Annotated in this window: 12 protein-coding genes; 4 read left to right on the forward strand and 8 right to left on the reverse strand. The window is 39.8% G+C overall.

What is annotated here, in order from left to right:
- Positions 1-228: 228 nt before the first annotated feature.
- From ilvC to J2746_RS12270, 7 genes are all read right to left on the reverse strand, one after another.
- Positions 229-1236, reverse strand: coding sequence for a ketol-acid reductoisomerase (gene ilvC, locus J2746_RS12240; RefSeq protein ID WP_209621393.1), 1008 nt, complete (start codon positions 1234-1236; stop codon positions 229-231).
- Between the two features lie 66 nt (positions 1237-1302).
- A complete protein-coding gene (gene ilvN / locus J2746_RS12245) occupies positions 1303-1788 on the reverse strand; it encodes an acetolactate synthase small subunit (protein WP_209621411.1) in 486 nt (161 codons plus the stop codon).
- Positions 1785-3482, reverse strand: coding sequence for an acetolactate synthase large subunit (locus J2746_RS12250; RefSeq protein WP_209621414.1), 1698 nt, complete (start codon positions 3480-3482; stop codon positions 1785-1787). Before J2746_RS12250 ends, ilvN begins: the two co-directional genes overlap by 4 nt.
- A 74-nt stretch (positions 3483-3556) precedes the next feature.
- Positions 3557-5035: a (R)-citramalate synthase gene (locus tag J2746_RS12255; protein WP_209621538.1), complete on the reverse strand. Its 1479-nt coding sequence runs from the start codon at positions 5033-5035 to the stop codon at positions 3557-3559.
- A gap of 142 nt (positions 5036-5177) precedes the next feature.
- The gene (locus J2746_RS12260) at positions 5178-6224 is read right to left on the reverse strand and encodes a M42 family metallopeptidase (protein ID WP_209621417.1); all 1047 of its coding nucleotides are present in this window, start codon (positions 6222-6224) and stop codon (positions 5178-5180) included.
- 117 nt (positions 6225-6341) lie between these two features.
- A complete protein-coding gene (locus J2746_RS12265; RefSeq protein ID WP_209621420.1) occupies positions 6342-6872 on the reverse strand; it encodes a PEF-CTERM sorting domain-containing protein in 531 nt (176 codons plus the stop codon).
- A gap of 127 nt (positions 6873-6999) precedes the next feature.
- Positions 7000-9699: a DUF1616 domain-containing protein gene (locus J2746_RS12270; protein ID WP_209621422.1), complete on the reverse strand. Its 2700-nt coding sequence runs from the start codon at positions 9697-9699 to the stop codon at positions 7000-7002.
- 342 nt (positions 9700-10041) lie between these two features.
- Between J2746_RS12270 and J2746_RS12275 the strand changes: the two genes are divergently transcribed.
- Both J2746_RS12275 and J2746_RS12280 read left to right on the forward strand, forming a co-directional pair.
- Positions 10042-10764 carry a M48 family metallopeptidase gene (locus J2746_RS12275; RefSeq protein WP_209621425.1) on the forward strand — a complete coding sequence of 241 codons (723 nt, stop codon included), beginning with the start codon at positions 10042-10044 and terminating at the stop codon, positions 10762-10764.
- A 2-nt stretch (positions 10765-10766) separates the two neighbouring features.
- Positions 10767-11003, forward strand: a complete 237-nt coding sequence (locus J2746_RS12280) for a hypothetical protein (RefSeq protein WP_209621429.1) — start codon at positions 10767-10769, stop codon at positions 11001-11003.
- A 19-nt stretch (positions 11004-11022) separates the two neighbouring features.
- Here J2746_RS12280 and artC read toward each other — a convergent pair whose 3' ends face one another.
- On the reverse strand, positions 11023-11847 hold the full coding sequence (gene artC, locus J2746_RS12285; protein ID WP_209621431.1) for an archaeosortase C: 825 nt from the start codon (positions 11845-11847) through the stop codon (positions 11023-11025).
- Between the two features lie 266 nt (positions 11848-12113).
- Between artC and J2746_RS12290 the strand changes: the two genes are divergently transcribed.
- Together J2746_RS12290 and J2746_RS12295 are read left to right on the forward strand one after the other, a co-directional pair.
- Positions 12114-12902: a polysaccharide deacetylase family protein gene (locus tag J2746_RS12290; RefSeq protein WP_209621434.1), complete on the forward strand. Its 789-nt coding sequence runs from the start codon at positions 12114-12116 to the stop codon at positions 12900-12902.
- A gap of 42 nt (positions 12903-12944) precedes the next feature.
- On the forward strand, positions 12945-14009 hold the full coding sequence (locus tag J2746_RS12295) for a peptidoglycan bridge formation glycyltransferase FemA/FemB family protein (protein ID WP_209621437.1): 1065 nt from the start codon (positions 12945-12947) through the stop codon (positions 14007-14009).
- Position 14010 lies beyond the last annotated feature (1 nt).

Genomic DNA, 14010 nt, shown 5'->3' on the forward strand with positions numbered 1-14010 from the left:
ATTTTAATTGGTAATGTCAATTGCATAAAAAATATCTGATTTATATTATGATTTAAGATTATTTAATTGTTAGTATTTGATACTGTTTTTTGATTGGTTTATGACGCTTTCATCCCCTACTTGCCGCTACGTTCCGAGGAAGGGGACTTCTCGCTTTTGAGTTAAAAAGGAAATTAATGTAAGTTTATCTGTAGTATAGAATAAAAAAGGTTGTGTAGACCAGTAGGTCTACTTTTCGTTAAGCTCACTGTTAAGCCATGGCATCTTGGATCTGATCTCCTTACCAATGACTTCCAGTGGGTGTTCCCTGTCCTGTCTTTCCATTGCAGTAAGGACCGGTCTGTTTGCCTTGCCTTCAAGTACGAACTCGCGTGCGAATTCTCCGTTCTGGATTCTCTCAAGAGCCTCATACATAGCTTCTCTGGAAAGCTCATTGATAACCTGTGGGCCAACGGTCATTCCACCGTATTCTGCTGTGTTGGATACTGAGTACCACATCTTGTCAAGGCCACCCTCATGGATGAGGTCAACGATGAGTTTGAGTTCGTGGCATGTCTCAAAGTATGCCATCTCAGGCTGGTAACCTGCTTCCACAAGTACTTCAAAGGATGTCTTGATAAGTGAAGCGACACCACCACAGAGGTCTACCTGCTCACCAAAGAGGTCGGTCTCGGTTTCTTCGCGGAATGATGTTTCATATACGCCGGCTCTGGTACATCCTACTCCCATTGCGTGTGCAAGCGCGAGCTTCTTTGCGTTACCTGTTGCATCCTGGAATACAGCGATCAGGCCCGGTACACCTGCACCGTCAACGTATGTCCTTCTGACGAGATGTCCCGGACTCTTTGGAGCTACCATGTAGACATCGATGTCCTTCTGAGGAACTATCTGGTTGTAGTGGATGTTGAATCCATGTGAGAATACGATTGCATTGCCTGCTTCAAGTCCTGGCTCGATCTCGCTGTAGTATACCTGTGACTGTACTTCGTCAGGAAGGAGAATCTGGATTACATCTGCCATCTTTGCTGCTTCTACAACTGTCATGACCTTAAGACCATCTTCTTCTGCCTGTTTCCAGCGTCTGCTGCCTTCTCTTAAGCCCACTGTTACGTCAAGTCCTGAATCATGCATATTCTGTGCCTGTGCATGACCCTGGCTTCCGTAACCCATTACAGCGATCTTTTTACCTTTAAGTAAGTTGAGATCAGCATCATTATCGTAATACATCTGTGCCATTCTATGTACCTCTTTGCGTGAAATTTTTAAAATCTAATATTTAAACACCTATAAGTGCTTTCATGATTAAGAACTCTTCTGTCCTCTTTTCAGTGCTACCTTTCCGGTCCTTACCATTTCCTTGATTCCGAATGGTCTGAGCAACTGCTCGATAGCATTTATCTTACCTTCATCACCTGTGACCTCAATGACCATTGACTTTGAGGCAACATCAATTATTCGTGCACGGAATATGTCTGCTATCTGCATTATCTCGGAGCGGTTTGTAACATCAGAATTCACTTTAATCAGTGCAAGCTCTCTTTCTACAGAATCTTCTGATTTAAGATCTGTGACCCTGATAACGTCGATAAGCTTGTTTAGCTGCTTGGTGACCTGTTCAAGGACCTCGTCATCTCCCCTGACCACAATGGTCATTCGGGACATGGTGGGGTCATCGGTGACTCCTACTGTCAGGCTGTCAATGTTATAACCTCTTCTTGAGAACATTCCTGCGACTCTTGTGAGTACTCCGTATTTGTTCTCAACCAGAACTGCAAGTGTGTGTCTCATTCTTTCCTCTCCAGGTCAAGTATTTCATTAATCGCAGCACCTGCCGGTACCATGGGTGATACGTTCTCCTCACATTCAACAACAAAGTCAATGACTGTAGGTCTGCCTGATGCAATTGCCTGTTCTATTGCAGGGCGAACTTCGTCACGTTTGGTGGCTCTTATGCCCAGTGCACCGTATGCCTCTGCCAGCTTGACAAAGTCGACACTGTCTTGGATACATGTTGCGGAATATCTCCTGTTATGGAAAAGTTCCTGCCACTGCCTTACCATTCCAAGGTAACCATTGTTAAAGATTGCAACAATGACCGGGACATCTTCCTTCACTACTGTTGCAAGTTCCTGTGAGTTCATCTGGAATGAACCGTCACCTGCAATGTCAAATACAACCCTGTCAGGTCTTGCAATCTTGGCACCAATGGATGCTGGGAATCCATAACCCATTGTACCAAGTCCACCTGATGTGATAAATGTCCTTGGTTCACTGAATTTGAAATACTGGGCAGCCCACATCTGGTGTTGTCCTACTTCAGTAACGATGATCGCATCCTTACATGCTTCACTTATCTGCTCAATAATGTACTGTGGTTTTATGCCATCTCCGGTGCCTGGGGGAACATAGTGAAGAGGATTTGTTTTCTTCCAGTGTGCAATCCTGTCAAGCCATTTTTCAGACTGTGAAGGGTCTGCATATTTTAAGAGTTTCTGAAGGATCCACTTTGCATCCCCGACGATTGGTATGTCTACCTTTACATTCTTTGATATCTCTGCAGGGTCAATATCAATGTGAATGATCTCTGCATCGGATGCAAAAGCCTTGAGTTTACCTGTAACCCTGTCATCAAACCTCGCACCAACTGCAATCAAAAGGTCGGATTCCTGGATAGCATAGTTTGCATATTTAGTTCCATGCATTCCCGGCATTCCCAGGAATAGCTCATGTTCAACAGGGAATCCACCCATGCCTGTAAGAGTTGTTGTTACAGGTGCTTTTACTTTCTCTGCAAGCTCAATTAGTTCTTTGCTTGCATCTGAACTGATAACTCCGCCACCTGCATATATCACTGGGTTCTTTGCTTTTCCTATCAAGGCAGCAGCTTTCTTGATCTGCTGCATATTGCCGTGGTATGTTGGATTGTATCCACGCAGGTTTACTTTGTCAGGGTAGTAGAAATCGATCTCCTGGACTGTTACATCCTTTGGAAGGTCGATAAGTACCGGCCCGGGCCTGCCGGTGGATGCTATGTGGAATGCTTCCTTGATAATCCGGGGTAGTTCGTTTGCATCCTGCACAAGGTAATTGTGTTTTGTAATTGGCATTGTGATTCCAGTGATATTTGCTTCCTGGAAGGCATCGTTTCCCAGCAAACTGCTTGGAACCTGTCCTGTGAAGACTACCATTGGTATGGAGTCCATGTATGCATTTGCAATACCTGTAACAAGGTTTGTTGCGCCAGGTCCGGATGTTGCGATACATACACCGGTTTTTCCTGTTGCCCTGGCATATCCTTCTGCTCCGTGAACCGCTGCCTGCTCATGGCGGACAAGTATGTGACGGATATCTGCGTCATAAAGCTCATCGTATATGGGGAGAAGTACACCTCCCGGATATCCGAAGATGGTGTCAACACCTTCTCTGTACAGGCACTCTATGAAGGCTCTGGCACCTGTCATTTTTTCCGTCGCTTTAGTCATGTAAATCCTCTGAATTGTCAATTTCTGCGTGTAGATTGATAGTATCTCTATTATAAGTTTCTAATTTCAATTTTTCATATAAGGCGATTAATTCCATTGAGGACCGCTTCGACAGATGCCATTACTATGTCCGTACGTGATCCTCTGGCTGTTACCATCTTTCCGTCCTTTGAAAGTTTTACCAGTACTTCTACCAGAGCATCGGTACCTCCGCTGATGGCATCTACATGGTATTCTTCAAGCTGCACATCTGCAATGCCTGAAATACCTTTTCTGATACTTGCAAAAGCGGCATCTACCGGTCCGTCTCCAATGCCTGCTTCAACAACCTCATTCCCATCAACCTTAAGTTTTACAGAAGCTGTAGGAGTTACACGGTTACCTGAAACAACTGTATATTCTTCAAGGATGACCTTTGCTTCTTTATGAATGCTGAGGACAGTTTCAGCTATTGCCTGAAGGTCTGCATCTGTAACTCTCTTTCCGTGATCTCCAAGTTCTTTTACACGGTTGAGTATTTCATGCAGTTGGGTATCATCAACATCGAATCCCATCTCCTTAACTGCGAGGGTTACTGAGCTCTTTCCTGCATGTTTTCCAAGCACAATCTTTCTTTCCCTGCCAAGGATTTCAGGCTTTATAGGTTCGTATGTTTCGGTATCTGCAAGCAGTCCATGTACGTGTATGCCTGCTTCGTGGGTAAATGCATTACCGCCGATAAGTGATTTGTTAGGAGCCACAGGTAGCCCTGTAAGCCTGCTTACGAGTCTGGAGGTCTTGAAGATCTCCTTTGTATTAATTCCGGTTTTGTATTTGTATAACCATTCAATGGTCATCACAACTTCTTCCAGTGCAGTATTTCCTGCCCTTTCACCAATACCGTTGATTGTTACGTGGGCCTGTTGTGCGCCTCCTCTTAGGGCTGCTATTGTATTAGCAGTGCCAAGGCCGAAGTCATTGTGGCAGTGGATACTCACTGGTGCCTTTACTGCTGAGCAGATATCACTGAAAACAAGTTCTGTTTTTTCAGGTACAAGTAGTCCCACGGTATCACAGTAACATAACCTGTCTGCTCCGGCGTCGACTCCGTCATTATATAATGACTTAAGGAACTCAACATCTGCTCTGGAAGCATCTTCTCCGCTAAGTTCCACAATAAGACCATGCTCTTTTGCATATTCTGTTACATCAACAGCCATCTTTCTGACGGTTTCTCTGTCTTTCTTAAGTTTTACATTTATGTGAAGATCCGATACAGGAGCTACAAGATGGATGGAATCCACATCACATGCCAGAGCATAATCTACATCTGGCTTCATTATCCTGCAGTAGCTGCATATTTCTGCGTTTAAACCTTCAGCAACCACAGCTCTGATCGACTCACGTTCACCTTCGGAAGTGATGGCAGATCCTGCCTCGATTACGTTAACACCTAATTCATCCAGCTTGGTGGCAATATCCACCTTGTCCTGACTGGTAAGTGCTACACCTGGTGTCTGTTCGCCATCTCTAAGAGTTGTGTCTAAAAACCGGACATTTTCGAATAATATAATCCCTCACGATGTTTGTCTGCTACTGAGTAGCAGCCTAAAGGGATACACTGAAGTGCTATATATGTATAACGATTAATTTATCATGATTCATCATGAAAAGTAATGGGGACTCAGTCCCCAAAAAAGATTTGTGAATTTCTCCTTAGAAATAATCATTGACACTGAGAACTGCTTTTGTAATTAAGTCTGAGCAACTCTTAAGGTCTGCAAGATCCAGAACTTCCACGGGAGAGTGTATGTATCTTGTTGCAACACTAAGAACCGTGGATGGAATTCCTTCTCTTGTAAGGTGAATTGCTGTTGCATCGGTTGTACCACCATCACCGACATCTGTCTGGTATTCAATTTCATTCTTCTCTGCAGTTTCAACAAGCCATTTGACGACCTGTGGTGCTGCGATTATACCTCTTCCTGCAGCATCAGCTATTGTGATCACACCACCTTTTCCGGTGTCAAGTGCAGATTCACTCTTACTCATACCGGGATGATCTCCAGGGATCGTTGTGTCAATTGCTATTGCAATGTCTGGATCAAGTCCGAAAGCTGAAGTGCGTGCTCCTTTAAGACCAACTTCTTCCTGTACGGTTCCGACAGCATAAATGGTTGCCTTTATGTCCATTTCTGCTAGCTGGCGCATTGCATCGATCATTATTGCACATCCTGCCCTGTTGTCGAATGCCTTACCGGTTATTTTGTTGTTTGCAAGCTTCTTAACTTCACGGTCCATTGAAACCGGAGTTCCCACAATAACTCCCATTTTCTCGGCATCTTCCTTGTCCTTTGCACCGATGTCAATGAACATGTCCTTTGACTCAGGTGGTTTTTTCCTGTCGTCAGGTTTCATGACATGTGGTGGTTTTGAACCTATCACTCCCGGTATTGGTCCTTTTGTTGTGTGGACAATTACTCTCTGGCTGTGAAGTGTTGGGTCATACCATCCGCCAATTGTGACGAATTTAAGAAATCCGTCATCATCGATGTACTTGACCATCAGGCCAATCTCATCCATGTGAGCAGCAAGCATTATTGAGGGTCCTTCACCTTTTCTGGTTGCTATGAGATTTCCCATCTTGTCAGTTCTCATTTCATCAACGTAAGGTTTAAGTTCTTCTTCAAGAATGGTTCTTATATTGCCTTCGCTGCCGGATATCCCATGAGCATTAGATAATTTTGTGATTAGTCCTTCCATGATTATCATCTTCTGATGTTATTCAGGGAAGTATGGATTTAAAAGAATATAAGTTTTAGAGTTAAATGAATGAAAACGAGAATTTAAAAAAGAAAAAATAGGAGTAAGTTAGTTTACTTACTCTTCCTTACGGCGCTGCATGAAGAATGCAAGACCGATAATTGCAGCTACTGGGAGTGCAATTGTTGGGAATTCTGGAATAGTTTCAATTGTTCTTGAAGCTGTCTGGAATTCTACAGTTTCTCCACCAGCACCAACTTCTATGTAATAGCGTGCACCTTCTGGAGCATTAGCATCTAGTGATACTTTAATTACTCCAGTATCCATGTATGTGCTTCCTCCTGGAATGAATCCATCAGGGTTGTATGCAGTGTTGAATTCAATTGTTATATCTGTTGGATCAGCTGCTGCAGGGGATCCTGCTCTTACACTTACTTCTTCCACTGTATACTCGAAAAATTCATCATATTCAGCTGGAATTATTGATGAGGCATAATAACTGAGTACTATTGATTCTCCTGGTTTCAGAAGTACTGGGTTATCTGCGACATTGTTTCCTGCTGCATCATACAATACAGCCTGATAGGCTGATGCAGTTCCTGCCATAGCTAGTATGGCTACAAAGAACATTACTAATAGTTTCTTCATTTTCGTACCACCTCTTATATTACAAAGATTCTTACTGTTACTTCTTCTTTTGTATCGTTTATATATATACTTTTTCAAACGTTATAGGATGTCATACTCATTATTATGATGATGTACTCGTACATTATTACGAGACATAGAATATCCATTCTTCTTTTATGGAGTTGCCTGCCTGATCAACTACAGTTAATTCGACAACATTTTCTCCTTCCAGTAAATCATTGGCCAGATAGAATAAGGAACTATATCCTATTTCTGTATTTGAAGTGACATCGATTCCATTTACTTTTAATAGTAATTTTGTCTTATCGATTCCAGTCCTGTCATCAGTGTATGATGCAGTTATTGTATAGGAACCTGAATTAATAGTCTCTCCATTGCCAGGTGAGTAACTTTCGATTTCAGGTTCTTCTCTGTCAATTACAAAAGTTTCTTCTTCGTAAAGCTGCTCATCATTTACAGTCCTTGCTTTTGCAATGATTCTTGCTACGCCATCGCGCGTGTCATCCTCAATTTCAATATTGTATCGATATTCATTATCATCTTTGCTTTCATATGTCGTATCAATTACATATCCATATCTATCGATGATGGTAATTGATGGTTCTTTTTCTAAAGCTGCAGATGATGATACTCGCAGTTCCGCATTATTTGATACCTTTTCTGGAATTACATCTATTGTCAGTTCTTCTAATGTTTCATCAGTATATAATGTTCCAAATGTGTATGCTGTATTGTTGGAATAGTCTGTAGCTATTACTTCAATATCAAATGTATCCTGAACTTTTATCGTAAATTTACTACTCCATATGAAATTGTCTTCTGTATCAAGCTTTATTGTTTCTGCGGCGCCAAAATTTTGTGGACTGATTATGCAAGTTACTTCTGATAATTCCTTATTAGCTTCTACTGTTAGATATGTTACGTCTGTTGCGGGGTTTGGTGTGATATCAAGTTCTATTTCTGGTGCGGAACTATCTATGGTTGTACTTGCATCTGGGTCAGGATTTGTAATTTCCGTATTCAATGCATTATCAACAGCTATGGATCTGAAGTAGTATGTTAATCCCTGCTGGCCTTCAAACTCAGCTGATGTCATTGTTGTCTTTGTTATCCAGTTTTTCCATGTGGTTCCATCAGTAGAATATTGGATGTCATAATAGTAAATACCAGATTCTGAATCTGTCCCATTCCACTCCACAGTAAACTTAGGGTTGCTTACTTTTGGAAGAGGAAGCACCTTTGATTCCGGAAGTTCAAATTCAACTGTATTATCTTCTTTGATGTAGGGTGAAATTGCTGATTCTGGTATGAAAGTAACTTCGTCTATAACCAGCTCAACTGGGTGTAGTAACTGATTTCTTCCCTGTAGTAAAATGAAGGAAAGAGTATTATCTCCTTCCTGAAGTCTGACAGGTATTTCAACATGCTGCCATCCTTCATCTTCATTCATACCATCAGCCCATAAGAGTTCTCTGTTAAACACTATTCTCTTTGACTGGGTTTCATCTACATCTGCCATGCCTTTGGTGTATGTATCTTTTAGGTAAAATGACAGGATTACATTGGCAGACTCATTACTATGGATGACTTGTTGCAGTGTATGAGTGGCAAACTGGTTAATTATTCCTTCATAACTTGCATTGATAATAAATGCCCTTGATGAGTAGATTCCCGAATCATTCACATAGTATCCTGATGCTATACTTTCATTTGTTGTGGTGAAATCCCAGCCCACATCTAACTCCATAGATGGATTTATTATTTCAGCAAAGTCTATTACATCATATTCTTTAGTCTGAACGGGTTCACTACTTATTACCTGGTTGACCCAGAGGTGCACAGATCTTTCAGCCCGCCCTTCGGATTCGTCTTTAAATAACACAAGTTCAAGCTTTTGTCTTCCTCTCTTGGATTGAGCAGGGGATATGGCAAGCTCTTCCTCCCACATTTCTTCATGATCCAGAGTAATTTGCATCGTATCTAGTGTGTTGCCATCTAATCTGATCTCAAGTGTATAATTCTCTCTGGCATGCTCAAAGTTCTCAACACCTGCAATAATGTTTATGGGGTCACTTGTTGAGAAATTTTCAGGATAATTCTCGGCTTTGCCATTCGGTCCGAGTATATACAATGTTGTAAATGTTTCCTTTTCTCTTGTGGCTTTTGCGTAAGCAAACATAGAACCTGCAATGATGATGGAAAGTACCATTGCTATTATTAGTGTTTTTGTGATTTCCGGAGATAATTTATCAGTAGTTTTCAAAGCAGGTTTTTTTGTTTCTTTCAATGATTTATGAATTGAAGAGACTTTTTTTCTGTTTGTAGCAGCAAAACGTTTGTCTTCAAGATCTTCGTAGCATATTTCCTCATCTTTTTCATTATTGTCGCACTTATCGGTTGTTGTCAGGGAGTGAATAAATTCTTTGTATGAAAAACTGAATTGCTCTTCTTCAGGAAGGCGTTTTCTTGCCAGATAAGCTATAATGCCAAATATGAATGTTAACAATACAAGGGAAGTGGTTATTGAGTTTGGCCTGAATTTCCATATAGTAAGGCTGATAAGAAATCCATCAAATACCATAATTACAATACTAAAACCCACACTCAGTGTGAATCTTTCAATTCCTGAGATCTCTTTGTTTCCTGGGAACATAGCAGAAATAAAAGCATATCCTGGTATGAAAAATATTAATAGCAATGCAAATGGTATTTTTAAAGGAGTTTCACTAAGTGGTGGAATCAGGATAAAAATGACTGAAAGCAAAGCTATTAAGAATATTGCTTTTAAGTCCTGAGTGTATCTGCATTTATTTTTGCCAAACATTTATTCACTTTGTCCTTGTAAGTTACGTGTTTACAATATTTTGATGAACGAAATATTTATGAGTTCAATGTAATTATTTGCTAAAATATATAAGTATAAGGTGCCATTGTATATCAGCTTATAAATAAAACATTTTAATTATATATAAGAGGGATTATCATTAAGAACAAGATCTGGATATATCTTCTGTTTACTATAATTGCCCTACCTGTCATATCAATTGCATACTATATAGGCGGTTTCGTTCCAACAATCCTGAGTTTTATTGTAATTCTCATCTTAAGCAGGGTAGTGTATTTATCTTCTTCACGCTTCATTTTGAAGTGGTATGGGTGCAAAGATATGTCGTCAACTGAATTTACAGAACTTCATAATATGGTTGATAAGCTATGCACGATCTTTTCTGTGAAAAGACCCCAAGTTCATCTATTTGAATCGTCAGTTCCTGTGATTTTCACAGTGGGTTCAAAGAAAAAATCCCATATTATTGTTTCTCGCAGGTTGCTTGATCTTATGGAAGATGGTGAACTGGAAATGGTTTTTGCCCGTGAGCTGGCTCGAATAAAAGAAGGTAATGTAACCCAGAATACTTTTGTAGCACTTGTAGCAGGAATTATTGCCTCATTCTCGACCATTGCTTTATGGATGGCCATGCTCACTGGTTTTGGACAGGAAGATGATCCGGCTCCAAAATTCATAAGGTTTGTAGCTATGGGTATTGTTATGCTCCCTTGTTCTCTGATAGTTTATGCCGGGGCATCTGATTCGATACTAAAAGCTGATATCGGAGCTGTAAGGATAATGGGCAATAATGCTGTAATGTCTTCTGCACTCAAAAGGTTGCATAATGATATTCTCCTTAACTCAATGGAGTACTTCAATCCAGGGCATGTTCATCTATATGCAATGAATCCTGTGAAAGCAAATTCCTTTTTCGATATTCATCTCTCCCTTTTTGATATGAAACCTTCACTTTCAGAGCGTCTTATATCCATTAATGAAACAAACGTGGTTGCAGGCCAGGATAAAATAGTCAGAAATAGAACAAATTTAACTGAGGTTTGATTATGTTTTCGGAGATAAATTATTTTTATACAAGTCTTAAAGACTGGCAAAAAGCAATGCTTTTCAGTTTCATATCCTATTCCATAATCCTCTTTGGTCTGATAGTGGCTATTACATTCATACTCAAGGATTTTAAATTCCTGCTGGTATTTGGGCTTAGTTTTGCGTATATGGGCACAGTTATCATACTGATGCTAATATCTGCTAAAATACTCAAAAAGAGATTGGTAGAACGTTAGACAACGTTCTTTTCTTTATTCACTTCCTATTGATAAGGTACATGATACCACCTGCAGTGACTGCAAATATCATCCATCCTATGTGGGTATGTACCATCATCATGGTATCCATTCCATAAAGGTAAGCAGTGATATACAATATGATTACTCTGATGAGATTGGCAATATATGCGATAAGAACTGCAAAACCCAGCAAACCGAATGTCTTCTTGATTTCCATCTTTTCTATTCTTGAATAGCCAGCTACAATACCTATTAAGAGGAACATTGAATAAAGGCCGGAACATGGTCCTCCAATGATTATAGTCATAGGCTCTGCGCCATAGAGAATTACAGTCTCTGTAGCTATTATTTCAATTGGTATCCCCAGAAGTTTTATAATTGCTACAGTTGGCATCAGGACAAAATAATGGTCAAAAAGGTGCAAGAAATCAATGTCGAAAAATCCGAAGAATGAATAGAAAATCAAGTAAAATATTGTGAACACAGAGGATATGTAAAATCCAAATTCTCCAAGTTGCTTAATATCTTTTTTCCCTGTACCCATAGCTATCAGGGAAACACCAAGGAAAAATACCATTGAGTCCAGCGTTCCCAGTTCACTGCTATTTACATAATTGTATATGAGGTCTGCAGCAACTATAAATCCGCCGATCAGAAGGAAATTCCTTGAACTCTGCAATCCTTCATTGCCTCTTAATTCCATCCTGGATATCAGGATCGCAGCAACTATGAAAAGTATTACACCCACAATCGTAGATCCTTCACTGAGTTCTATTGTTGCTCCCGTGAAAAGTGCAAGTACTAATAGAATAATAATTATGTTTTTGTTTTCATCTTGCATTTTTTGTACCCATCTACAGAATCATTTAGGTGATATATATATTTGACTGAAGTCCTCATCATCATCATTTTTTGAGCGGGTGCTAGTTTTATATAGTTGGTAATTTATATTTTATTTGGCTTAGTAATCAGATTCAAAGCAGTGTGATATTATGCATTAATATCGTTGGATTTCCTGTTCATTACTGCTTAATTATTCCTCAGTTGAATGTGATTACTTTATTGCTTTCCCTAAAAATGATTATTACATGATATTGAGGTTCTGTCTTGAGAGATTTCACATTAGCTAAATATGAGGAACTTATCGAAGCAATAGGTTCAACAAAATACAAGCCTATGTCTGTTCTTGATTATCTTTCATCTCCTGGAGGAAAATGTATAATTCTGCGCCATGATGTGGATCGTGCTGTGGAAAGAAATCTTGCTATGGCAAGGCTGGAAGCGGAATATGGTGTGAGATCAACTTATTATTTCAGACATGTAAAAGATGTTTTTATTCCTGAAGCCATTGAAGAAGTTGCTGAACTGGGACATGAGGTGGGTTTCCATTATGAAGTAATGGATAAAGCAAAAGGTGATAAGGACAAGGCTCTGGAAATATTCGGAACTGAACTGGAAGATCTTCGCAAATATGCGGAGGTTACTACAGCATGTATGCATGGAAATCCTTTTGCGCGGTGGTCCAACAGGGATCTCTGGAAAGATTGTGATTTTGCAGATTTTGGACTGATGGGTGAACCCTATTTTTCTATTGATTATTCAAAAGTACTGTATCTTACGGACACAGGAAGAACCTGGGCGGATCGTAATATACGTGTGAAGGATGTTCTGGAAAATCCGGATAATGAATTGAGTGCAAAATATGGGAAAACCATAAGGTCAACGGATGATGTTATTAATCTTGTAAAACGTGAAGAGCTTGAACAGATATGTATCCTTGCCCATCCTAACAGGTGGTGTGACGGAATGCTGGGATGGTCCAAAGAGCTGATCATGCAGAATCTTAAGAATGTAGGTAAGGCGGGAATTATACAGTACAGGAAACTCAAAGAGTGATCTCTAGGCTGAATTTTTCATAAAAAACTAAGGTGGGAACATATGTCAGTAGATATTGAATATTTAAATACCATTAATGAACACGAATGGAGGGAATTCACCGAATCACAAGAAAAGGCAGGTATATGGCACACATTAGAGTGGTGTGATATCCTTGCAAATGAGTACGGTTTTAAATCTAAATATTTGCTAGCTAAAGACAAAGATGAAGTATGTGGTGTTTTACCATTATTTCAGATTAAAAGTCCTATAACTGGTAATCGTGTAGTATCATTACCTTTTTCTTATCATTGTGGACCTGTGGCTACTTCTGATAATGCATATATTGCGCTGGTTCAAGAATCTCAAAAAATTGCTAATGATCTGGGATGTAAGTATGCAGAAATGAAAATGTTGACACCTCTTTCAGAAGATGTTGTGCAAAAGTGCAATCTTACTGAAAATCTTTATTTTCATACAAGTATTCTTGACTTATCCTCAAATCCTGATGACAACTGGAAAAAACTTGATTCCAGAAGAACGAGATGGGCAGTTAATAAAGCTATTCGATCTGGGGTGACCATACGTACTGAGACTGATATTAATGATCTGAAAACTCATCATAAACTCAAAATACAGACACGAAAAAAACATGGTTCTCCGGCTCCTTCATTTAAGTTTTTCAAAAAAATAATGGATTGTTTTGAAGACAAAGGATACGTTAAATTATGGGTTGCAGAACATGAAAATGATGTGATTTCAACTCTCATGTTCTATACATATAAAGATGTAGTTATGCCAGCTTATATTGCTTCCAATGATGCTTACAATTCCTTGATGCCAAATAACCTTCTTTACTGGAGGTCCATTGAATGGGGATGCAATAATGGATTCAAATATTTTGATTTTGGAAGAACCGAACCGAACAATGATACCCTACTTCGTTTTAAAAGCAAGTGGGGATGCAATAATTTCAAAATCCCGTACTATTACTATCCTCATCAGCCAAAACTGATGTCTCAGAATAGAAACGATGCAAAGACAGGTTTCATAAGAAATACCTGGAAAAAGATGCCGGATTCAGTTCTAGAATTACTGGGACCACAGCTTTTGAAGCACGTAGGATAAT

It is taken from the genome of Methanolobus bombayensis, assembly GCF_017873415.1.
Classification (GTDB): domain Archaea; phylum Halobacteriota; class Methanosarcinia; order Methanosarcinales; family Methanosarcinaceae; genus Methanolobus; species Methanolobus bombayensis.

Excerpts from the sequence above, each read along its gene's own strand:
- ilvC (WP_209621393.1), bottom strand. The coding sequence starts at position 1,236 with ATGGCACAGATGTATTACGATAATGATGCTGATCTCAACTTACTTAAA.
- ilvN (WP_209621411.1), bottom strand. The coding sequence starts at position 1,788 with ATGAGACACACACTTGCAGTTCTGGTTGAGAACAAATACGGAGTACTC.
- J2746_RS12250 (WP_209621414.1), bottom strand. The coding sequence starts at position 3,482 with ATGACTAAAGCGACGGAAAAAATGACAGGTGCCAGAGCCTTCATAGAG.
- J2746_RS12260 (WP_209621417.1), bottom strand. The coding sequence starts at position 6,224 with ATGGAAGGACTAATCACAAAATTATCTAATGCTCATGGGATATCCGGC.
- J2746_RS12265 (WP_209621420.1), bottom strand. The coding sequence starts at position 6,872 with ATGAAGAAACTATTAGTAATGTTCTTTGTAGCCATACTAGCTATGGCA.
- J2746_RS12270 (WP_209621422.1), bottom strand. The coding sequence starts at position 9,699 with ATGTTTGGCAAAAATAAATGCAGATACACTCAGGACTTAAAAGCAATA.
- J2746_RS12275 (WP_209621425.1), top strand. The coding sequence starts at position 10,042 with ATGTCGTCAACTGAATTTACAGAACTTCATAATATGGTTGATAAGCTA.
- J2746_RS12280 (WP_209621429.1), top strand. The coding sequence starts at position 10,767 with ATGTTTTCGGAGATAAATTATTTTTATACAAGTCTTAAAGACTGGCAA.
- artC (WP_209621431.1), bottom strand. The coding sequence starts at position 11,847 with ATGCAAGATGAAAACAAAAACATAATTATTATTCTATTAGTACTTGCA.
- J2746_RS12295 (WP_209621437.1), top strand. The coding sequence starts at position 12,945 with ATGTCAGTAGATATTGAATATTTAAATACCATTAATGAACACGAATGG.